21 protein-coding genes are annotated in these 22,153 nt (G+C 38.0%); 3 read left to right on the forward strand and 18 right to left on the reverse strand.

The genetic code is table 11. The annotated features are described in order from the left end of the window. Positions 1-7: 7 nt before the first annotated feature. Positions 8-1,192: an acetyl-CoA C-acetyltransferase gene (locus JI666_RS04930; RefSeq protein ID WP_206889527.1), complete on the reverse strand. Its 1,185-nt coding sequence runs from the start codon at positions 1,190-1,192 to the stop codon at positions 8-10. A 163-nt stretch (positions 1,193-1,355) separates the two neighbouring features. Between JI666_RS04930 and JI666_RS04935 the strand changes: the two genes are divergently transcribed. Continuing rightward, on the forward strand, positions 1,356-2,273 hold the full coding sequence (locus JI666_RS04935) for a hydroxymethylglutaryl-CoA lyase (RefSeq protein WP_206889530.1): 918 nt from the start codon (positions 1,356-1,358) through the stop codon (positions 2,271-2,273). 57 nt (positions 2,274-2,330) lie between these two features. Here JI666_RS04935 and JI666_RS04940 read toward each other — a convergent pair whose 3' ends face one another. Genes JI666_RS04940 through JI666_RS04950 form a run of 3 tightly spaced genes read right to left on the reverse strand, consistent with a single transcriptional unit; the run spans position 2,331 to position 3,389 of the window. After that, entirely contained in the window at positions 2,331-2,492 is a 162-nt protein-coding gene (locus JI666_RS04940) for a hypothetical protein (RefSeq protein ID WP_206889532.1), read from the reverse strand. Between the two features lie 20 nt (positions 2,493-2,512). After that, positions 2,513-2,827: an iron-sulfur cluster biosynthesis family protein gene (locus JI666_RS04945; RefSeq protein WP_206889534.1), complete on the reverse strand. Its 315-nt coding sequence runs from the start codon at positions 2,825-2,827 to the stop codon at positions 2,513-2,515. A 1-nt stretch (position 2,828) separates the two neighbouring features. Continuing rightward, positions 2,829-3,389 (reverse strand): PadR family transcriptional regulator, encoded by a 561-nt coding sequence (locus JI666_RS04950; RefSeq protein ID WP_206889536.1) that lies wholly within the window; start codon positions 3,387-3,389, stop codon positions 2,829-2,831. Between the two features lie 146 nt (positions 3,390-3,535). On the opposite strand from JI666_RS04950, the gene JI666_RS04955 reads away from it, so the two are divergent. Continuing rightward, positions 3,536-6,625 (forward strand): efflux RND transporter permease subunit, encoded by a 3,090-nt coding sequence (locus tag JI666_RS04955; RefSeq protein WP_206889538.1) that lies wholly within the window; start codon positions 3,536-3,538, stop codon positions 6,623-6,625. A 67-nt stretch (positions 6,626-6,692) separates the two neighbouring features. On the opposite strand, the gene JI666_RS04960 is transcribed toward JI666_RS04955, so the two are convergent. The 12 genes from JI666_RS04960 to JI666_RS05015 form a co-directional block, all read right to left on the reverse strand. Further along, complete coding sequence (locus tag JI666_RS04960; protein WP_206889540.1) at positions 6,693-7,784, reverse strand: FAD-dependent oxidoreductase; 1,092 nt, start codon at positions 7,782-7,784, stop codon at positions 6,693-6,695. An 18-nt stretch (positions 7,785-7,802) separates the two neighbouring features. Then, positions 7,803-9,230: a dihydrolipoyl dehydrogenase family protein gene (locus JI666_RS04965; RefSeq protein WP_206889542.1), complete on the reverse strand. Its 1,428-nt coding sequence runs from the start codon at positions 9,228-9,230 to the stop codon at positions 7,803-7,805. Positions 9,231-9,245: 15 nt separating this feature from the next. Then, entirely contained in the window at positions 9,246-9,827 is a 582-nt protein-coding gene (locus JI666_RS04970; RefSeq protein ID WP_206889544.1) for a CDP-alcohol phosphatidyltransferase family protein, read from the reverse strand. A 17-nt stretch (positions 9,828-9,844) separates the two neighbouring features. Further along, positions 9,845-10,501, reverse strand: a complete 657-nt coding sequence (locus tag JI666_RS04975) for a TVP38/TMEM64 family protein (RefSeq protein ID WP_206889546.1) — start codon at positions 10,499-10,501, stop codon at positions 9,845-9,847. Then, the gene (locus JI666_RS04980; protein WP_206889548.1) at positions 10,498-11,487 is read right to left on the reverse strand and encodes an ABC transporter ATP-binding protein; all 990 of its coding nucleotides are present in this window, start codon (positions 11,485-11,487) and stop codon (positions 10,498-10,500) included. Before JI666_RS04980 ends, JI666_RS04975 begins: the two co-directional genes overlap by 4 nt. Positions 11,488-11,500: 13 nt before the next feature. Next, a complete protein-coding gene (locus JI666_RS04985) occupies positions 11,501-12,316 on the reverse strand; it encodes an ABC transporter permease (protein ID WP_286170600.1) in 816 nt (271 codons plus the stop codon). Further along, on the reverse strand, positions 12,316-13,200 hold the full coding sequence (locus tag JI666_RS04990) for an ABC transporter permease subunit (protein WP_211201441.1): 885 nt from the start codon (positions 13,198-13,200) through the stop codon (positions 12,316-12,318). The genes JI666_RS04985 and JI666_RS04990 overlap by 1 nt, the downstream gene beginning before the upstream one ends. Next, on the reverse strand, positions 13,169-14,407 hold the full coding sequence (locus JI666_RS04995) for an ABC transporter substrate-binding protein (RefSeq protein WP_206889550.1): 1,239 nt from the start codon (positions 14,405-14,407) through the stop codon (positions 13,169-13,171). Before JI666_RS04995 ends, JI666_RS04990 begins: the two co-directional genes overlap by 32 nt. A 245-nt stretch (positions 14,408-14,652) precedes the next feature. Continuing rightward, entirely contained in the window at positions 14,653-16,035 is a 1,383-nt protein-coding gene (locus tag JI666_RS05000; RefSeq protein ID WP_286170653.1) for a copper amine oxidase, read from the reverse strand. A 209-nt stretch (positions 16,036-16,244) separates the two neighbouring features. After that, positions 16,245-16,724, reverse strand: a complete 480-nt coding sequence (locus tag JI666_RS05005) for a GNAT family N-acetyltransferase (protein ID WP_206889552.1) — start codon at positions 16,722-16,724, stop codon at positions 16,245-16,247. A gap of 202 nt (positions 16,725-16,926) precedes the next feature. After that, positions 16,927-17,358: a GNAT family N-acetyltransferase gene (locus tag JI666_RS05010; RefSeq protein ID WP_048309142.1), complete on the reverse strand. Its 432-nt coding sequence runs from the start codon at positions 17,356-17,358 to the stop codon at positions 16,927-16,929. Between the two features lie 120 nt (positions 17,359-17,478). Next, positions 17,479-18,042, reverse strand: coding sequence for a GNAT family N-acetyltransferase (locus JI666_RS05015; RefSeq protein WP_206889554.1), 564 nt, complete (start codon positions 18,040-18,042; stop codon positions 17,479-17,481). 224 nt (positions 18,043-18,266) lie between these two features. Between JI666_RS05015 and JI666_RS05020 the strand changes: the two genes are divergently transcribed. Beyond that, positions 18,267-18,890, forward strand: a complete 624-nt coding sequence (locus tag JI666_RS05020) for a LysE family translocator (RefSeq protein WP_206889556.1) — start codon at positions 18,267-18,269, stop codon at positions 18,888-18,890. Positions 18,891-18,939: 49 nt separating this feature from the next. Here the strand turns inward: JI666_RS05020 and JI666_RS05025 are convergent, their stop codons facing one another. Both JI666_RS05025 and JI666_RS05030 read right to left on the reverse strand, forming a co-directional pair. Continuing rightward, positions 18,940-19,716 carry a 3-hydroxybutyrate dehydrogenase gene (locus tag JI666_RS05025; protein ID WP_206889558.1) on the reverse strand — a complete coding sequence of 259 codons (777 nt, stop codon included), beginning with the start codon at positions 19,714-19,716 and terminating at the stop codon, positions 18,940-18,942. A 181-nt stretch (positions 19,717-19,897) separates the two neighbouring features. Then, the gene (locus JI666_RS05030; RefSeq protein WP_206889560.1) at positions 19,898-22,147 is read right to left on the reverse strand and encodes an FUSC family protein; all 2,250 of its coding nucleotides are present in this window, start codon (positions 22,145-22,147) and stop codon (positions 19,898-19,900) included. Positions 22,148-22,153: the final 6 nt, after the last annotated feature.

Below are 22,153 nucleotides of genomic sequence, written 5' to 3' on the forward strand. Positions count from 1 at the left end.
AAATCATTTATGGTCTTTCGACGATCGTTGCCACTCCTTGACCGCCACCAATACATAGTGTGGCGAGACCATAACGGTTATTTCGTCGTTTCATCTCATGCAATAATGTCACTAAAATTCGAGTACCACTCGCACCAATTGGGTGACCTAGTGCGATTGCACCGCCACTTACATTGAGAATGTCTTTGTTTACATCTAGGTCTCGCCCTACTGCAAGTGACTGAGCAGCAAATGCTTCATTTGCTTCAACTAGGTTCATATCAGTCATGGAAAGACCAGCACGCTCAAGTGCTTTCTTAGTTGCAGGTACCGGACCAAGTCCCATCACGCTTGGATCTACGCCAGCACTAGCATTTGCTCGAATAATGGCAAGTGGATCTATTCCTAATTCATCTGCTTTTTCACGACTCATGAGAACTACCGCTGCAGCTCCGTCATTAATACCTGAAGCATTTCCAGCGGTTACTCCGCCATCTTTCTTAAAAGCTGGGCGAAGTTTCGCAAGTTTCTCTGCTGTCGTACCGGGTTTAACATATTCGTCTGTATCAAAAATGATCGGGTCCCCTTTTCTTTGAGGGATGGAAACAGGCATGATCTCATCTCTAAAACGACCTTCATCAATTGCTGTCTGTGCTTTTTGCTGACTCCAAGCAGCAAACTCATCCATCTCTTCTCGTGAAAGGTTATAATGGTCACATAGGTTCTCCGCCGTTACTCCCATGTGATAATCATTAAATGCACACAACAATCCATCGTGTACCATACTATCAATCATCTTCTGATCTCCCATGCGAAGCCCATCTCGAGCTCCTTGAAGAAGATATGGTGCCTGACTCATGTTCTCCATACCACCAGCTACAACAATATCTTGATCACCAAGCATAATTGATTGAGCAGCCAAATGAACGGTTTTAAGTCCTGAGCCACATACTTTATTAATAGTCATCGCAGGTGTTGAAACTGGTATTCCAGCTTTTATGGCTGCTTGTCGAGCGGGATTCTGCCCAAGTCCTGCCTGAAGGACATTTCCCATAATTACTTCCTCTACCTGATCTATCGTCAGCCCGGCCCTATTCACAGCTTCTTTAATAACCATAGCTCCTAGCTCGGGTGCAGATATTGATTTAAGTGAACCATTGAAAGAACCTACCGCTGTTCTGACAGCGCTTACAATCGCGACTTCTCGACTCATTTCGATTTCCTCCTTATGTAACTATGACGCTCTTCTACAATATTCTTACTTAATTCAGAAAAATCCTTCTAAAAATAAGAATTTCCATTATTCAAACGATTAACTTGCATCCTTATTAATGGTTTGTTTTAATTAATAAGATAGCGCTTACAAATGAAAGGTGATGATAGTCTTGCTTCCTGAACACGTAACGATTATTGAAGTTGGTCCAAGGGACGGTCTCCAAAATGAGGGTAATCAGGTACCAACTGAAGCTAAAATAAATTTCATTCAGTTATTAAAAGGTGCTGGCTTTAATGAAATGGAGCTCACTTCTTTCGTTTCACCTAAATGGGTACCTCAGATGAAGGATGCGATGGAAATAACAAGTTCATGCCTTGATGAGACTAGGAATTTCGTTCTTGCTCCAAATCGTAAGGGGGTTGAAAGAGTACGCTCAACAGAGGTATCTGCTATTGCTGTTTTCGCTGGTGTGAGTAACTCATTTAATCAAAAAAATAGCAACAAAAATACTGAAGAACTTCTTAGCGAACTTCTTCCACTTGTCAAAGAATTAAAGAGCGATAATTACTTCATAAGAGCTTGTATTTCAACTGCCTTTTATTGTCCATATGAGGGAAAAATGCAAATCGAAGAGACGGTTGAAGTTTGTAAGAAATTTGTAGAAGCAGGCGTAGATGAACTTAGCGTAGCGGATACAATTGGGATGGCAACTCCAGAAGAGGCGAACTTTCTTTTTAGTCGTCTTAGAGATGAATTTAAATCCACCTTATTAACAGCTCATTTCCATGATACAAGGGGAATGGCCCTTGCTAACATTTATGCTTGCCTTCAAGCAGGTATTTCTCGATTTGATACATCAGCTGGTGGATTAGGTGGTTGCCCTTTTGCAAAAGGTGCTACTGGTAACGTTGCAACAGAAAGTGTTGTGTATATGCTTGAATGTATGGGCATTTCAACTGGAATTAACCTTGATGAAGTGATGAAAGCAGTTGATTTCATAGAACCTCATCTTTCAAGAAGCATTACAACTCCCTTCCGATTGCTATATTTGAAAGAGAAAGAAGTCCCATCCAATTAACCGTAATAATATTATGGTAAACTTATCGAAAAAAGCACACAATGTTGTGTGCTTTTTTCATCCCTTTACGATCGTTAAAATCGTACTGTAAATAAGTGCTAGAACCACACCACCAACTAATGTAATACGGTCCATCTTTTGACCTTTAAATAAATTCAAAATACCTTTGACTATCATAAATACAACGAAGAATATAAGAAAATACATTGCAAACGTCACGTATTATTGTCCTCCTATATTTATCCTTTACTAATATATCTCATTCTTGGATTTAGAATTTCATTATCACTTTTAAGCATAAAGCACTGATGTTTAGGAAGATAGTCTATTTTCAATTCATCATCAAAAAAGACAGCATATTGTTCTTGAATTCGCACTGGTCTGAAATTCGATTCTAATTCCATATTAAAATTACCTTGTTCATTTTCACGTATCAGCTGAGTCACGCCATTTACGACACAACCACAATCTTCAATGTCATAGTGTAATTTCAGAAAACCTTTTGGTTCATGTTCCAATTTCTCAATTGCTTTATCTGTAAATGTTACTTTCATATTAATTCTCCTCTCCTTGCTCTTCTATAATAACGTCTATAAACTCAATAGCCCAGTCACACCACTCAATCCATGTTCTCATTTGTCTTCTACCGTATTCAAGTGTTAAGTATTCGCCCAATCGATCTTTTTGGATATGCTTATCAACACCATGATCTTCTTTCCACCTATCCATATGATGAAGTACCATTTGATGGTGTTCTTTACTTTTTTGGAGAAATTGAATCGCTTCGTCTTTTGGTATTAAGTGAAATAATGAGACGCGCATCAGTTGTTCATTTTTCATTTTTGGGGGATCAACGGTATGATGTGCCAACCATTCAATGAGTTGATTATAACCTAGCTCTTCAATCGAATAAATCTTCTTATCTGGCAAATCTTCCTGTGGAACAATTTTATAGCTTACCAATTGTTCTTTTTCCATTTTACCTAGCTCTCGATAAATTTGAGTATGATGTGCTGACCAGAAATGGATCATTGTTTCTTTAAACTGTTGAGTTAACTCATATCCAGTTGATGGTTTTTTAGTAAGTAATCCTAGAAGAGCATATCGTAAAGCCATATCATCATTTCCTTTTCAGCAATTTGCTTCATTTCTATTATAAACGTCTTTACAAGATCTTTGCACATTTGGAGTTGCAATACGACTTTTCTATGAGTAAGCTTGATATGTGAATAAGCACATATCAACCAAGGAGGAAATGTTCAATGAACTTTTTGACACGGTTTAGTTTAAAGAACCCTGTTGCCGTTTTTATTCTATCCTTTCTACTCATTTTAGGAGGAGTTTATTCATTCACTAATTTAAAAGTAGAACTCCTTCCTAATATTGAATTCCCTCAACTTTCGGTTGAAGTTGTCTACCCTGGAGCTTCCCCTCAGGATGTGAACGAGCAAGTAACAGCTAAATTAGAAGATAAATTTAGCGCTGTTGAAGGTGTTAAAAAAGTTCAAAGTACTTCTTACGAAAGCATTTCAATTATCAACATGGAGTTTCCTTTTGACACTAATATGGATGACGTTGAACAACAGGTCAATTCATTTATTAAGGAAACTGATCTTCCTGAGAACGTAACACCAGAGGTGAATCGTTTCTCTTTCGGTTCTTTTCCAATCTATAACATTTCTCTTTTTCCTAAAGAGAAAGGAGAAGATATTCAGAATCTAGTTGAAGAAGATATTATGCCTGAGCTAAATAAGATTCAAGGTATTAACAGCGTATCAGTTGGCGGTTTGCAAGAAGAAGTTGTTGAAATCACAATTGACCGTGAAAAGGCACTCGCTAATGGGTTAACTCTTGAGTCGATTAAACAACAAATCAATGACAAATTCTTGTCTTTCCCAGCAGGAAACATTACCGATGATAGTGTTCAAATCCCTGTGAGAGTTGAAGAAGACCTTGAATCGCTAGCCTCACTTAAAAATCTTCCGATTAAGGCGCAAAGTTACAGCAATTCAGCTCAAGGTGATAGTGCACCTTTCTCTACTTCAGAAGGGGCTTCAATTGAACAAAGCCCTCAGATTGCTTTGAAAGATATTGCCGAAATTAATGCCATTACTGATCGTCCAGAAATAACAAGGTACAACCTTAAAGATTCTCTTTCTATGGCAGTAACAAAGAAACAGGATGCCAACACGGTTGAAGTAGCTGATCAAACTATTAAAGTTCTAGAAACATATAGTGATCAACTTGATTATGCAATCGGCTTTGATTCTGCAGCTGGGATAGAAAAGTCTGTTGAAACGCTTGTCAAAGAAGGACTCCTCGGAGCTCTTTTTGCATCGATTGCGGTACTACTTTTTCTGCGTAATTTCCGAGCAACTTTCATTGCCATTATCTCTATTCCATTATCACTACTTGTGTCTGTCATCTTTATGAATCAACTCGGTATCACACTAAATATCATGACACTTGGGGGCATGGCAGTAGCAGTAGGACGTGTAGTAGATGATAGTATAGTTGTTATTGAAAACATATTTAGACGAGTACGAAAATCTCCTGAAGGCATGAGCGACGAAATTATTCTGGACTCAACAAAAGAAATACTTAAAGCCATTACCTCTTCTACTATTACGACTGTAGTAGTGTTTCTCCCACTTGGATTTGTTGGTGGGATTACAGGGGAATTCTTTTTGCCATTTGCCTTAACCATTATTTTCGCTTTATTAGCATCACTGATTGTGGCGATAACGATTGTACCTATATTAGCTAAGTATTCATTTAGAAGAGTGCCTAAGGAAGCTAAAGAAGGTGCACTTCAGCGATGGTATGCCACACTAATCCATAAATCTTTAAATCACAAAGCCATTGTTATTATCCTTTCCTTCCTTCTTCTTGGAGGATCGTTTGCCATTGTTCCTCAGCTAGGCTTTACATTTCTACCAAACGAAGAACAGAAAACGCTCGTTGCAAGCATTGAGTTGCCGTCTTCTACAACACTAGAAAAAACAAATCAAGTATCCCTAGAACTCGAAAAGATGTTCAGTGATAAAAATGATATTAAAGAAGTGACTGCTGGCGTTGGAAGTCGTGACTTTACTACAGGTCTTAAACGAGAAAATCAAGCAAGCTACTTTATTAATTTACAAGATGAAGCTAACGTCTCAGCTGTGATTGAGGACCTTCAAAAAGAAATGGAAGACATCTCTAAAGAGCTTGCACCTGAGGCCACTCTAGGGATACAGGAGCAGCAAACAGGTGGGCCACCTTCGAACAATAACGTTAATATTGATCTATACTCTAGCAATTTAGATGAGCTTCAGGAAGCTTCTAATACTGTAGAGGATTTTCTAAACACCCAGGACGAACTTAAATATGTATCAAATAATTTATCAGAAAAGCAAACACAGTGGATCGTAGACATTGATCCTCAGAAAGCAGCAGAATACGGTGTATCCGGTTACCAAATTCTCGGAGCAGTATCTGATCAAACAAAACCAGTTTCCGTAGGAAAGCTAAATCTAGATCAGGAAGAACGTTCAATCGAATTAACTTATGATGAGAAACTTCAATCTATCGACGAACTGAAACAAACCCAAATTTTCACCTCTCAAGGACCGATAGATTTATCCGAGTTAGCAGATGTTAAAGAAGTAGATAATGTCACTTCCATACAAAAACTTGATGGAAAAGTTTTTGCACGTGTATCCGGTCAAATCGAAAGTGATGATATACGCACGGTATCAACAGAAGTAATAAATGGCGTTAACAATGACTTAGAGCTTCCTTCATCTGTTGAAGTCGTTGGAGGTGGTGGTAGTGATGATACGATACAAACCTTCCAACAACTTGGCCTTGCGATGGTCGTTGCCATTGGTCTCGTATACCTAACCATGTTAATTACTTTTGGGAAAGCAAGGATTCCATTTATCATTCTTTCATCACTTATCTTTGTACCTTTCGGTGCATTAATTGGTTTGTTTGCAATTAATGAGCCCCTCTCTGTAAGTGCAATGATTGGGATGCTTATGTTAATTGGGATTGTAACAACCAATGCTATCGTTCTAGTTGATCGTATTGGTCAAAATCGAGATGAAAAAAGCATGAGCATCCGTGACGCGCTCGTAGAAGCCGGTAAAACACGTCTCCGTCCTATATTGATGACAGCTTTTGCTACCATTGCAGCGCTAATTCCGCTCGCTCTTACAACTTCATCAGGTACATTAATTTCAAAAGGCCTTGCGATTGTCGTCATTGGGGGATTAATTACATCCACATTGCTTACATTGATAATCGTACCGGTTATCTATGAATTATTTTTCTTTAAAACAGCTAGAAAAGAACAAAAAAATTCATAAAATGTAGAAAGAAGCGGTTTCCATAAACATTCGGAAACCGCTTCTTTCTTTTCTATACTTAATAAAGCTACAATTCGGTTGTTTTATACTTCTCCATAAAACGCCTATCAATTTTATTCTTCAATTTCCACGATAGACGATGATGGAGTGTGACTTTCCCATATAAAAGCAAGCCTTTCTTTTCACCTGTTGAAAGTATTGATAAATAAGCTCTCTTAGGTTGAAACCGAACACCATCTTTTTCTTGTAAGAAAGCTTTAATATTCTCCCAGAGTACTTCTGATTGCTTAACTGCTACAACACCTGCTTTTGGAAGATCAGGATAATCACGTATCGTTGCACAATCTCCCGCTGCAAATATTGCAGGATACTCTTTCACCTGTAATGTATCTTCAACAAGTAAGTAACCAGCTTCATCAATTGGCAATTTAGAAGCTCTGAACAACTCAGGTGCTTTTGGTCCAGTTAACCATAGTAATTGATCATAAGATATTTCATTGCCAATAGAAGTTATGACACTATTTGTAGTTACATTCGCTACTTTTTCTTTCAAATATAATTGCATCTCTTGGCTTCTTGCAATTTGTTCTATTTTCGATTGTGCTTTTAAAGAAGATGACTGTAGGAGAGTAGAGTGCGAAACTAATGTAACAGCTTTCTTACCTTCCTTTTTCCTCCTAGCAGTTAGTGAAAGGGCAATTTCAATACCTGCTGCTCCCCCTCCTACAACTACGGGGTTTTTAGCTTCCCACATCTTTTTGGCCACTTCTTCAATGCGATAATTTGGCTTAATACGTAGCGCATGACTCCTAGCGCCTGGTACATCAATCCCTGCTGTATATGAACCTATATCCACAGAAAGAAGATCATAAGAAAGTACATCCCCTTTTTCGGTTAGTACTACCTTACCTTTTGCATCAATCGATAATGCAGCACCATTTATAAAGGTTATTCTTGCGAGATCGGCGAGTGAAGGCAGATGAACACGCATGTCTTCTTCACTGTATACACCTTCCATATAACCTGAGAACATCCCGGAATAATATTGATAGTCTGAAGGAGAAACAATCGTTACTTCGATATCAAGTTGTTCTTCCTGGAATTTCTTCATAATATGAAGATGGGCATGTCCTGCTCCAATTAACAATAGCTTCTTCATTCAAATTCCTCTTTTCAATTACCTAACCCATTTAATATATTTCTCAGATACCTTAGGTAACCACCCATCAAATAGTTTTTCTCTCCAATACATATCTGCTGCTTGATTTAGAATGGCACCCTTGGTTGGATAGGGATGAATTACGGTCGATATATCACCAATCTTATGTCCATGTTCTTTTGCAAATACAATTTCTTGCATCCAGCTACCAGAGTCTTCCCCAACAGCATGAGCGCCAAGAATATGACCTTTCTTATCAGTAATGACTTTAACAAGACCATCCTTTTTACGCTCAGCAATGAAACGATCTACGTCATCCGTTCCAACTTTAAATACGCGTATATCTTCTCCATGCTTTTCCTTAGCTTCTTGTTCTGTTAAACCAAGATGAAAAACTTCAGGTTCCGTATAAGTAACCCAAGGAACGTTATCATAATTAACTTTTCTTTTCAAACCAAAGACTGCGTTTTGGACGATCAATTTCCCTTCCATTCCAGCTCCGTGAGTGAATGGGAAAGCACCGTTTACATCTCCTATAGCATAGATATGAGATCGACTTGTCTGAAGAGATTCATTAACAGTAATATATCCTTCGCTTTCATCGACACCTGCCGCATCTAGATTAAGCTTATCTGTATTTGGTTTTCTTCCTGTCGACATCATAATAGCATCTGATTCAATCGTTTTTTCTTCTCCGTTCACTTTATAGGTCACTACTTTAAGGCCATTTTGCTCAGAGATCCTTATTACATCAGCTTCGAAAACGAAGGTAAGCTCTTTCTCAAGTGCTCTTGTTACAATTGGAATGATCTCATGATCTTCTTTTTTGAAAATCGATTCAGACGTTTCTAGTATAGTCACATCTGATCCAAACCTTGATAGTGATTGAGCAAGTTCAAGACCAACTGGTCCTCCTCCTATGAAAACAACACTTTTTGGAAGATGATCGAGATTAAAGATCGTTTCATTCGTAATGAAGGATACGTTTTCTACTCCATCTATTGGAGGAACATTAGGGCTAGAGCCAGTTGAAAGCACTATGCGCTTCCCTGTAATAGGATTTTCATCATTAACCGTAACCGTATGTTCATCTTTAAATGCGCCTTTACCCCTATAAATATCGACACCTAGCTTTTCAAACCGTTCATCACTATCAATTTCTTGAATTTCATCAATAGCTTCCTTTACACGCTCGATCGCCCGCTCAAACAGAACATCTCCACTAACAGTTAGGCCGAACTCAGCGGCGCCTTTATAGACAGCATGTACTTCCTTAGCAGAAGTAATAAAGGCCTTAGAAGGCACACATCCGAAATGCAAACAATCCCCTCCGAGTCCAGGCTGGTCATCAATTAATGCTACCTTTGCACCCATACTTGCTGCACCAGATGCTGCAGTTAATCCGCCCGAACCTCCACCAATAACGATCAAGTCATATTCTTGCATACTTTGTCATCTCCTCTATTCTAATATCCGTTTTGCTTCAGCTAGCCGCTGGAAAGCTGTAAAAAGTTCAATTACTAAAAAAATTAGCGTTAGTATTGTTAGAACATCATGAAAGATAATCATTGCCGTAAACAATATAAATCCTTCTGTACGCTCCGCCACTCCTGCTTGGTAATAGAAGGATTTAATTCCTTTCTTGTCAGACACCGCTCCAACAGTCAAAAATATGGTCATTGCAAAAATGATAGAAGTGCTTAATAGCAGTAGTGCCCACATCGAGCTTGGAAAACGAAAAGCTAGACCCAGGATAACGCTAACTTCCACTACTCGATCAAAGCTTACATCTAGTATAGTCCCAAAGGAAGAAGGCTTGGTCTTTCTGGCCATTGTCCCGTCAACAGCATCAAGAAAACCTGAAAGCCACAGCACAACAATCGCCAGCACAAATTGATCTATATAAATGAACAAACCAGAAGAAACGCCTATAATGAATGAAATAATTGTGACCTGGTTTGCACTAAGTCCAACCCGTAACAACACGTCCGCTGTACGATCCATTATGGGCTGAACATATTTTCTAGCATGTGTATCGAGCAAGAAAGCACCATCCTTTCCTATTTAAATTCTTCTTCAATCATTGATCCAAAAACTTTCTTACGGATATATAAACTGGCTAGCAATAACAACAATAAGACAGCTGCTGCAATCATAATGGTTACTAAATTATTTGATAGAAAAGTAGCACCTAAGAAATTTAAAGCAAGAGCCCCCGGAAGCATGCCAAGTAACGTTGCCATATAGTATTTCCGACGATTTACGGAAGAAACCCCACACACGTAGCTCACAAGGTCAAAGTGGAGAAATGGGACTAATCTCAAAAGAAGTACATAAACGAACCCATTCTCTGAAAGTCGTTGTTCGAGTGATTCACCGCGCCTACGCCATGATTTTGGAAGAATTTGGAGTCCTAATTTTCTAGCTAATGAAAAGAATAAGAGTGCGCCCGTTGATCCTCCAATTACGACCAGTAACGTACCTAAATAAGGACCAAAAACCAATCCACCTGCAATAGAGAGAATTGAAGTAGGGAAAAGTACGAAGGGTCTAACTATACAGATCAGAAGGAAAACAAGAGGCGCATAGAACCCAAACGATGAAATCCATCCACGAATGGCGGAAGGACGAAAGTCAAAAACATACTGATTTAAAAAATAAATAATAAAAAGAACGGCTGTTAAGGATAATCCTTTTAAAAAAGTTCTGATTGTCATTGAATTTGTCTCCGATGCTCTTCGTTATAGACATACTTTCTTATAGTCCCTCTATCAGCTATTAAATAGACGCTTTCTCCTTGATGGAATTTAGTTCTAGAAGGCACAAGAACCGTACCTTTGTCCCAGGAAACTCGATAGCATGGTATATTATTCTTAATCGTAACAGCAGTAACTTTACCAGGAATTGAAATAACGTTAGGTTCTATCAGGTCATTCTCATTAACCGCACTCAATTCGTTAAGAGGTATAAAACCTTCCTCCAAAGCTAAGCCCTCCCCAATAATCATTGCACTTTCGATGCTTGAGGGCTTTGTAACGACTTCATACGGAAGACCAATTTGGATGAACGAACCTTTGTCCATCACAGCAAGTCGATCAGCCATCTCGATCGCTTCATCTCGATCATGGGTGATGAATAACGATGAAATATTCTCCTGTCTTAACAACTCCCTCACTTCTCCTCTAAGGGATTCCCGCAAGGTTGCATCTAGGGAACTAAATGGTTCATCAAGAAGAAGCAGATCAGGTTTAAGTACCAGTGCTCTGGCTAGAGATACCCGTTGTTTTTGACCACCAGAAAGTTCATGCGGATAAACATTCTTCCACCTAGTTAACTTCACTTTTTCAAGCATTTCTTCGGCCTGACTGATACGATCTTTTTTTGATGTTTTTTTTCTTTTCAATCCATATGTCACATTTTCAATTACTGTTAGATGTGGAAATAGCAAGGCATCCTGAAACATGAGAACAATCGATCGGTCTTCTGGTTTTACTTTAGCAAGTGATTTTCCATTTAGTATGACATCACCACCATCGATTGCCTCTAAACCAGCCAGGCATCTAAGAAGTGTAGTTTTGCCGCAACCCGAGGGTCCGACAACAGTAAAATGCTCTCCTTTTCCCAAAGAAAATGTGACATCTTTAAGGATAGAAGTTTGCGAATAATTTTTCTTAAGTGTGTTACATTGCAATAGCTGGTTCAAAACCATCTTCCTTTCAAACGCGATTAACTGCCCGAATTACCAGCCTTAATAACATTTCTGCTGATCCTATAAATAGAAGTGGCAATAAAGCAAAAATAATTGAAAAACCAGCGATTACCGCTTCATTCGAGCCTGAAAAGTAAGGATAATATAATAATGGTAAGGTTGTAACTGCTCCTCCTCCAATGATAGCTGTAAGTGCATACTGACCAAGTGATATCACAAATGTAAGTAGCATTAAACTTCTTATGCTTGGCAAAAGAAGAGGCAGTGATATAGTTAGAAAACGTATAAATGGTCCCGCACCGAGGACAATGGCTTGTTCTAGGAGACCATTCCCCAAGCGTTCATAGCCTGCTCTCATTATTCGAATGGCATAAGGTAATGTGGGAATTAAGTGCACCAATACAACACCCGACAATTGATCAGCCAACCCATATTGAATTAAAGTAAATTGAAGTCCCATCGCAAGTAGGATACCTGGTATTAGGATAGGAGATAGCAAAAAAGCTTCAATTAGTGATTTCCCTTTAAACGAATATGTAGATAATGCTCTAGCAGCAGGAATGGCTAATAATAAATTCAATCCCACTACCATCAGCGCTAATTTTATTGTCGTAAAAATGGCTTCAATTAGTGAAGGGTCGCGAAAAATAATCTTCCACCCCTCTAAACCAAAACCATTTGGGAGTAAATCCGGCCAACGCCACCCAACTGAAAAGCTTTTCACTATAATCGTTAGGAATGGCAAAATAAATAAAATAATAAATAATAACACAATCATAATGGTTGTCATCTTTTTCTTCCCTATATTTAACGAGTGAAACATCAGCGTACTCTCCCCTTTAACATTCTCAATCGATGTTTCTGTATAGCTCCAATTGACGAAATCGCTAAAAGAAGAGCCACTATACCAGGAACAATCATGGCGGAAAAAGCTAGTGGACGTTTACTCCAATCTCCATCATAAAACCATTCATATGCCCGAACTGGCAACATTTCCGGTCTTGTAACGCCCAGTAAATAGGGGACTTCAAAAGCCGACGCAACGAAGGCAAATAAAATAACAGCTGTTTCAATAATAATTGGTAGTAGCCATGGCCATTCAACGGTTTTAAAAGCATCCCATTTAGAACCGCCTAGCGTTCTGACTACTTCCGAAAAGCGATGATCTATTTCGTAATAAACTGGCAAGAGCATTAAAATAACAAATGGTACTTCTTTCCATACATAAGTTAGAATAATTCCTATCCCAAATTGTTCTTGTACAACTATAGGAAATTCGATTCTATCCTCTATTATTCCAAAGTAAAAAAGTAGTGAAGAAAGTAATCCACTTTGAGAGAAAAACAAAAAAACTAAATAACCTGCTACAAAATGTGGAATTAGGATTGGAATCCAGACTAGTATCTTTGCAGATGAGTCCTTAAAAAACTGATACAGCAGTCTTGTCATTACTAAGCCAATCGCTAAAGCAAGAAACGTAGCGATCGTTGTAACACGTATTGTTAACAAGATAGAGTCGAAGAAAAGTTGATTATGAAACAAGTTTACGTATGAATCAGCTGTCCAACTGCCATCAATTGCCTGGAAACTCTGGGCAACAGCAGACCACATCCCATAACCTACAAGTAAGAGAATGGCCATCACCGCAGGTAGCAGATAAATCCCTGCCCTCCATTTATTTTTCAATAACCTGATTTGCCCATTCATTGTTTATCCACTCCGTATATCCTGTATCTAAATCTGGAAGCTTGTACTGATTTAAGATTTCTGTTGAAAGCACACTGTCACCTCGATCAAGACTTTTTATCTTGTTTTGGTTTTCTTCACTTAATTTATCGAAATTTAACACCGTTCCTTCTCCCCACATTTCCGGATCCATTTTCGCAATCTGCGCTTCAGGTGATTCAAGAAAATTGATAACCGTCATCGCACCTTCTGGATTAGGACTGTTAAATGGAATACTAAGATAGTGCGTATTTGAGATGGAACCGGGTTTTTCAAGAATAAAAGATTTTGTGCTATCAGGGAATGTTCCATTAGCGATTAAACTTTCCGCTCTTGCACTATTGAATCCCATTGTCATCCAAACCTCACCCTGACTATATAAAGTATCGAGTTTTGTTAATGACTCGGGATAAGTTTCCCCGCTCTTCCAGAGGGAAGATTTGATGTCTGTGAGATAATTCCAAACGTAGTCTTCAGCGTTTTTCAGGACTTCTTCATTTACCTCTTTAGCAAGGATATCAGTATTTTCTGAAGCGCCTTCTACTAGAAGATGCTTGACAAAAGTATTCCCTGTGAAATCCGAAACGTTTGGATAAGTAAATTTGCCTGGATGATCGTTAATCCATTGCTTTAATTCTTCAAGATTGTTTGGAGGTGAATCTACTTTGCTTGAATCATAATTAAAAACAAATTGAACATTTCCCCATGGTGCTTCTAACCCATCAATTTTCGTCCCCTGGTCAAATTTTGCATTCGGATCACTTGAACCGATGTACTCATTGAAATTCGGAAGTTTATTCGTAAAGGAACCGAATAACATATCACTATTTTTTGCATTTTTGAAGTTTGCTCCATTGATCCAAATAACATCAATCGTTCCTTTATTCTTACCAGCCTTCTTCTCTGTTAATAACTTTTGCATAAATTCTTCGGTATTCATGGGGCGACGATTTAATGTAATGTTATATTCTTCTTCTAATCTAGGTGTTGCCCACTCATCGATATATTGGTTAATCCCCTCATCGCCTCCCCACATAAAAAGATTGACTTCTGTTCCTTCAGCAGATGATTCAATTTCATCCCATTTTTTTGAGAGAATATCTTCATTCTCTACCTTGCTCCCGTTATCGTTTCCACAACCAACAATAAGAAGAAGTATCCCCATTAGTAGTAATGATTTCCACTTCATTTCGTATCCCCCTTTTCCTTTATCGTAGCAATCAACCATCTAAGTTACGAACTTTATTGTGCTTTGTTTACTCATTTACTTATGTATACGCATCTCATTCTAAGTATACCTTTTTTACTATGACTATGCTGTAATGCAACTTACAAGTAAATCTTCATAAATCATACAAAAAGCAATAGCCACTATGGCTATTGCTTTATCAAAAAGTGGGCATTATATTATACCACTATAGCTGTTTATCACTCTTAGTTCTTTTGCACTTTTCTACGTACTACCACGCCTGTAGCTGCCATCGTTGCAAGTACAGCTGCAAGAATCCACTCAATTGGCATCTGTTGATCTGCTGTACCACCCATACCTGTTTTCGGCATATCAGTTGGCATTGCTTCCATCGCAAATTTGTCTGGGAATTGATTTACAAAAGCACCAGATAGTCCTTTTGCAGGTTTATACATATGAGCATATGCTTCACGTACGGAATTATATGCAGCATCATAATCTTCTGTTGTGTAGCTATCAAATGCAGTAATCAATTGATTTACGTGCATTTGCAATCCTTCAGATAATGCCCCCGCTTCCAATCGTCCTTCTGTTGCTGTTTCAAGGAAGCTTGAGAAATCAGCTCGGTAAGCTTCAAGAGCTTCAAGCGCTTTTTCTTTAGCTGCTTCGTCTTCAGAACCTGTAGCTTGAACATATTCTACGAAGTTACCAATGTGTCCAGACCACATTTCTTTAAATTGATTTCCTGCTTCTTCACCATAAACAGAAGCAATTGCTGCTGCTAGATCATCAGTGTTTTCACTTAGTGCAGCTGCAGAAGCATCGAAATCTTCAGTTCCATCAATACCATTTTGCATTGTCATCATAGCAAGACCAGCATGTTCAGATAGAAGATGCCCTAGCCCTGCACGAAGGTCAGAAGCTGGAGTTACTGCTTTAGTGTTATTGAATTTATCAGGGAATTGATCCGTAATAGCGCTTGAGAAACCTTTTGCTACCATGTGCATATGACCAATAGCTTCACGTTCTTTCTCATATGCCATTTCATAATCTCCGGCAACATAGCTATCAAATGATCCGATTAATTGATTAATATGTCCTTGTAAACCTTTTGCTAGCGTTTCCGCTTCAAGGCGCTTGCCAGTTGCGTTCTCAATGAACTTAGAAAAATCTTCTTTGTAGCCTTCTAAGTTATCAAGCGCTTTTTGCTTCGCATCTTCATCATTGTTGCCTGTAGCTTTAACATAGTCTACGAAAAAGCCAATGTGATTACTCCAAATTTCGTTAAATTGAGCTCCCGCTTCTTCTCCATAAACAGAAGTAATTGCTGCAGAAAGATCTTCTGTATTTTCATTTAGGGCTCCAGCAGAAGCTTCGAAATCCGCAGCTCCTTCAGCACCCTTTCTCATTGTTTCTACTGCAAGATATGCATGTTCACTCAGTAGATGACCAAGATCTGCACGAAGATCAGCAGCAGGCGTTTCAACTGTTGGCTTGTCCATATGATCACCATGACCATCTGCAAAAGCACCTGATGTTGGGATTAATAGTGAAAAACTAATTGGCACTATTAGAAGTCCTTTTTTCCAGTCTATAACTTTCTTCTTCATATTCTTTTCGGTTCTCATCTTCAAATCCACTCCCCTTGTTTTGTTTTTACACTTAGCTAACGAAAGGAAGATCATTTTGGATCATTTTTAATAAAAATTCTTTTTGATTTTTATACAACAATTAACGAAAAACCTGCAATACCCTTGATGTAGTAGGATCTTGCAGGTTATGTTTTTTCTTTTTTTGTTTAGGCTATGTTAGCTTACATTGTTGATTTTTCCTAGGGTTAAAAAGAGTTATGTAAATCGAGTTCTTTTTCCATGCTAATAAAGGGGTACGTTCCACCGTTTGTATGCTGGATAAATGTTTTCGTACGAATAAATCCAGCTTTTTGATAAACTTTAATTGCTCTCTTATTGAATTCAGCAACAGCCATGGTAAGTGAACTTGGTTGATATAAATCAATTGCTTTTTGAATACCTGCCGTCAAGAAATCCAATCCATTTCCTTGACCTACCATTTGAGGATTCATACCAAGGCCAATTTCAACTTGATTTACTTCATGTTCATTAAAGCAAAAAAATCCTATGAGCCCACCATTCTGATAGACGCTCCAATAATTTTCATTTCCAGCTGCAACGTCCCGGAATTCTCTCAAATCTTCCATATCTGCTTGCATATCATAGAATGCATAAATTCCATCATATTCCCACGCAATCACTTGCTCCACTTCTTCTTGATTCATGATATTAAAATGATAGTTCATTAAACTCCCTCTTTCCAATTACGATTTAGTAAACTTGAAAAGCCCCATGCCGGGATAAGCATGGGGCTCACAATTTATATTTTAAGGGGGACAGGAACCGGGGAAGTTCCTGTGAAAATAGTGTACCAAGAACCATGTTCATTTAGGCTAATTATGAGTTGTTTTTCACATTGTTTTAATAAATGAAAAGAATAGTAAACAACTATTTATATACCATTATCGTTTGTAGTTCTTTGAAGCCAATATCTTTATAAATATACTTAGCGAAATTTGATGAATAAACATTTAAGCGAATTTCATCATATCCTTGTTCCTTAAAATTCGCTATGCTTGCCTCAACAAGCTTTTTTGAAAATCCTTTACCTCTAAATTTGGGAAACACAAACACATCATAAATAAAACCATGCTTATTTTCTGTGAAATAATCTGTGTTTTCACCTAACAACACCCAGCCTGCAATTTCATCCCCATCTCGGTAAATAAGATGATATCCACCGCGATCAAGAATAGATGAGACAATTTGAAGTGCTTTCTCTTCCTTTACAATGCCAGGATTCGTCGTTCCTTCATTAACTGACTGAATGGAATTGGATAGAATATAATCCCTTTCCTCTATATTTGCTCGCTCAATCACGCATTGTCCCCTCCATCAACTTTATATTTCATTATCCGTTACTTCTTGATGATTGATGGTCTTTCCTTCTTATTATGAATAATGGATAAATCCACCAATTTCTTGCAGTATAGTAAAGCATTATTTATTAATTTTTGCATATACACATGTATCAATTAATTCTTTTCCATCAATAGACATGCCATCCTTTCGAAGGATAGCTTCGAGATCAAAATTTACTCGCTCTGCTACTTTACGACTTCGGAGATTATTCGTGTTACAACGTATCTCAACTCTCTTTGCATTAAGTTGATCAAATGCAAAATCTGAAATGCCTTGTACTGCTTCAGTCATAAATCCATACCCGGAATATCTGGTATCCATCCAGTAACCAATTTCAAATTTACGAACATTCCAATCGATGCGATGAAGCCCTGAAGAACCTATAAATTCACCAGAAGCTTTATGAAAAAGAAGAAGTCTTAAATCTGTTCTTTTTAAAAAGTCAGCATGCGATTCTCGTATATTTGCTTCAACATCGTCTAGCGTCTGCTCTGAACGAGCAAATGGCATCCATGGTTTCAACTCTTCAATAGAGGCCTGAATAGACTGGTGAACTGCCTTACCGTCACCAGGCATTGGATACCGAATATGTAAGCGATCTGTTTCAAATTCAAATGGGAAATCAATAAGAATCGGTTTCATATGACACTTCCTCCAACAACTCCAAAAGATGTCAGAATTATACCATTAATGCGATATCTGTCAAGTGTCCCTACTACTACCAATATACTGTTCACTCTTAATTTTTATCTAACTATACCGAATGCACAAATTGAACCAATGTCGTTTCATTAACCATTTTGACCTGTTCTAACCGAATAACCTCTTATATACTAGATAATACCACGAAGAAAGGAGCATATATTATGGACGTTTCTTTGCTATTATCATTCCTTGGCGCTGCTGTACTTCTCACTTTGATGCCAGGACCAGACAATTTATTTGTCCTTGCACAAAGCATTTCTCAGAATAAAAAAGCAGGTATTGCTACATCACTTGGTCTTTGTTCAGGGCTTCTTGTACATATTACTGCTGCTGCAGTAGGTATATCAGCTATTTTGTATCAGTCAACACTAGCATTCTCGATCGTTAAGTATCTTGGCGCCGCTTATTTACTTTTCATGGCCTATCAAGCTTTTCGCGAAAAAGCGTCTACGTCAACACTCCAAAATCAGCAGTCGCGTTCATATTCTTCCTTGTATCGTAAAGGAATTGTGATGAATATCCTGAATCCTAAGGTGTCTCTGTTTTTTCTTGCCCTACTTCCACAATTCATCGATCAGCATGCAGGATACCCTGCTCTTCAGATGGTATTGCTCGGAGGCATTTTCATCCTTCAAGCATTGATTATTTTCAGTGGAATTAGTGTATTTGCGGGTGTAATCTCAACCCTTGTAACACAAAACGGAAAGGCTTCAAGAAGAATCAATCTCCTAAAAGGAACACTCCTAGCTATCATTGGGATTCAAATAGCTTTTAGTGAAAAATGAAAACAGCGTCCGCATACAATGCGGACGCTGTTTCGTTAATATTTACCAACTACTGTGCCGTATATCCTCCATCAATTAGAAGTGCTTGTCCAGTGATGCTTTTAGCTGCATTACTAGCAATAAACATCGAATAGTCAGCAATCTCCTTTACCTCAAGAAGTCGTTTTTGTGGTACGAGTGGATAAATGACTTCTTCCAGCACCTTTTCTAATTCAACACCTCGTTCTTTTGCTAAATCTTCCATTTGCCCTCGAACTAATGGTGTATCCACATAACCAGGGGCCATAGCGTTAACTGTAATTCCGTGCTCTGCACCTTCAAGTGCTGATACTTTGGTTAATCCAATAAGACCATGTTTCGCACTATTATATGCTGCTTTACCAGCAAATCCGATTACGCCATTTATTGATGCCATATTAATAATTCTCCCAAATCCTTGTTTCTTCATGATTGGAAATACATGTTTTGTTGCAATGAATGGTGCTGTCAACATGATATCTTGCATCATGCGAAACTTTTCTGTAGGGAAATTCTCGATCGCCGAAACATGTTGAAGACCAGCATTATTGATCAATACATCCAGACGTCCATATTTCTCTACAGTTCTATTAATGGCAGACTTAATTTCTTCTTCATTTGTTACATCTGCTTTGATCCCAATAACATCATAACCTTTGTCTCTAAGGTTACTTGCCGCTTCCTCAGTACCTTCTTCATTAATATCTGACAATACTACTTTCGCTCCGTTTGAAGCAAATGTCTCGCCTATTTCAAATCCGATTCCTCTTGCTGCACCTGTAATAAATACAGTCTTGTTGTTTACCATCAGAAATCCTCCTAAGAATGTACATCTTAATTCGGCTAGTTACTAAGATTATTTTCCCTACTTTATCTCTTGTAAACCTGAAAATCCTTTGTGATTCAGTACTTATAAAAGGCACTTTTGGAGTTATTGCCTCTTTATTTTTGGTATTTAAAAACCGGAGCTTAATTTCGCTCCGGTTTAACTAATCAACCATTTCATCTTTAGAAGCTTCTCTATTCTTCAAAGAGCCAAGCTCTTTCCCTAGAATAAGAAGAGATTGATTAATGCGCCATACATAATAAAGATCGTTCACAAAAGTTTTCACTTCAAGATCTTCATCTGTTAGATCTTCAGATAACCCTTCAATCTGTTCACGTTCTTTATTTAAATGATACATAATAAGACCCGGCTCACCTTTTAAGAGGCTTAACAATGTTTCAATATTATGCTTAATCACTCGATTAACGTGTTTCAAGGTGTCTTCTGTACCACCAATGATTCGAATGTGGTTATTTCTGTTTGTTGAAGCAAGCAAGTGTTTAGCAAAATAATTAATAGCAGTCAGAACTGTTAACCAGCGTTCGATTCCAGATCTAGCAAAAATCGTTGGTCGATTTCTTAATGGCCTTGCATCCTCCGTAATTCTCCTCATTTCTTCGTCTATTCCAAATGCCTGGTTAGTAAAGTCAGCGGTTTTTTCAGGATCTTCAAACGACTCAAGATAATTAGATACATATGTACTGAGTTTAGTAAGAAAATCTTCTGCAGTATCAGAAACTTTCTCTTGGGTCTTCCTTGGATAAATGAGAGCAGCAGCAAGAAACCCAATAAACGCCCCTGCTAGCGTATCAAAAACTCTTGCAAGCAGAATTTGTTCAGTTATTCCACCAAGAATGAAATCATACATAATCGCAATCAACATTGTCATCCAAAACATCATCATGGCATATGAAATTGATAGAAAGTAGAAGGCCAAGAAAATACAGCAAAATAACGCAATAAGTTCAAGAATGACATGGCCTACTAATAGTTGAGCAAGACCAAAGCCAGCTATGGCTCCAAAAATCGTTCCAAGCGACCTTTGAAAAGCTTTCTGGAGAGTCATTCCAACTGTATCTGTGCCAAGTAGAACCACAAAAGCAGACAGAAGAACCCAGTATTGATGTGCTGGTGATAATAAATCACCAAACAAAATCGCAACTGCTCCAGCTGCTAAAGCTTGAAGAGCCTTCTTCGTAGCAAGTCGAGGGAAAGGATTTTTTTCTTCCTCTTCATTGATGTTCTCCTTTTTTATTTTATCTGCATCTTCTAACCGCTCTTCTTCCTCAATATTAGCCATTCGCCTTGCACCAAGCTCATTAGAACTATCAACAAGATGGTTTGCTATTGATTCAATTCTTCTAATTAGCCAAAGCCAGTCTTTATTATGATGATTAGTCAACCTAAGCTGTATGAGTTGATCCTTTAGTTCATCAATTACTTTTTCTGTCTGTTTGAGATTACCAATAATATCATGACTTCTTAGCACTTCCGCATCTCTTATTGACTGGACAACTTTATATAATAATTTCCTTACTTCATTATGTTCTAAAGCATGAAGTTCTTTAAGCCTCTTCACAGCAGGATAGAGTGTTTCTATCAACATTTCTGCATCAAATACATACAACCGTAATTGCTCAGAGTCAATACCTGGCCACACGTTACTAGGATTAGTTGTGGTTAATTGACTTGAAATCACCTGGGCATAATCATTTAGCCTTTTTACATCTCTTTTCAGTAGAAGTGTTCTGTAGTTATTCGGAATAGGATCTCCAATTACGTCAAGAACAAGGTCTAATGTAAGATTCGTTTGAATATGGAATGAGCGCATACTATGACGAAGCTGTTTATTAGGTTGATTGCGGAGAACAATAAAATGATACAAATATGAATACGTTCCTCCAACAAGAATACCCACTATAAAACCAGGCAAATCTGAAGGTTGAAGCTTTAATAAGGTTGAAAAGTAAATGGATAAGAACGCGACCATAAAAATTGCAAAATAACGAAAACCATAGTGCTGAGTATAATAAGCACAGAAAATGACTAATAAAAACAACCCATCTACAACATAGGAAATAGAACCGAGCAACGTGCTTATTGAAAGAGCAACAATGCTTGATATAACCAACAATCCTGAGGTTATTTTTTTCTTTTTCTCTGTGTCGTCATTTACAAGTAAGAGTGATACAAGACTGACTACACCCGCTAGAATTGCCGGTGTAAATGATACTCCCATCATTGAAGTTAACCACAGCATTGTCATAACTGAAGATAGTACACTAACTGTAATTCTAACTGCTTGACGTAACCTGGTCCTGCCGGGATCCGCAGCAGCCAAACGAGCCACCCAGCTTTGTATGATTCTATTTTCTTTTTTAGTCCACATACCCTTATCATAGCCAATTTTCATCTATTC

Origin of the sequence: Bacillus sp. NTK071 (assembly GCF_017303315.1) — a bacterium.
In the GTDB taxonomy this organism is placed as follows: Bacteria; Bacillota; Bacilli; order Bacillales; family Guptibacillaceae; genus Guptibacillus.